A 582-nucleotide genomic window follows, 5' to 3' on the forward strand; every position below is an offset into this window, starting at 1 on the left:
TCTGGATTGCGAACGACACTCACGACCATGCTCACTGCAAGTTTTTGCGTATCTTGGACGCTTACTTGCTCTCCATTCGCGACACTCTCACAAATGTTTCGAACAGCATCATTTACTTGTTGATGTAATCGTTTTACACGCGCCGCTTCTTTATGAATACTTACTTCAGACTTATAACTTTCTGGCGATTTGATAACAACTTCAGGAAGTTCCAGCGCAGCTTGCCCGCATTTCTTTACACCGGAAGATGATGCCTTACTAGGATTAAATGCAGCATGCTCTGCATGAGCATTTTTTACTCGCGTTTTTTTACTATCGATAAAGACGTGGCTACAAAATTGAGCAATCGCTTTTCTATCGTCTTCGGCCCGTATATAAAAACCCTGAAGCGGAAACGGCGTTTCGTGCCACGGACGATCTAGGCCTGCAACAAACATCCCTTCTTGCAGATTCGATACCGCTGTTTTGACACGTTCAACACTCATATCTCGTTCTCTTTACCCGTTAACACGCACAATTCTCGTTATTATGACTCACTCAAAAATTGATACCACTAAAGCCTGTAAGCCTTTGTAACGTATA

Annotated in this window: 1 protein-coding gene; it reads right to left on the reverse strand. The window is 43.0% G+C overall.

The genetic code is table 11. The features are described 5' to 3' along the window. Positions 1 to 485 (reverse strand): DUF3391 domain-containing protein (locus A3762_RS11135; protein WP_156493403.1); only part of this gene is annotated, 485 nt, incomplete at its 3' end. Positions 486 to 582 lie beyond the last annotated feature (97 nt).

This window comes from Oleiphilus sp. HI0125, from assembly GCF_001635355.1.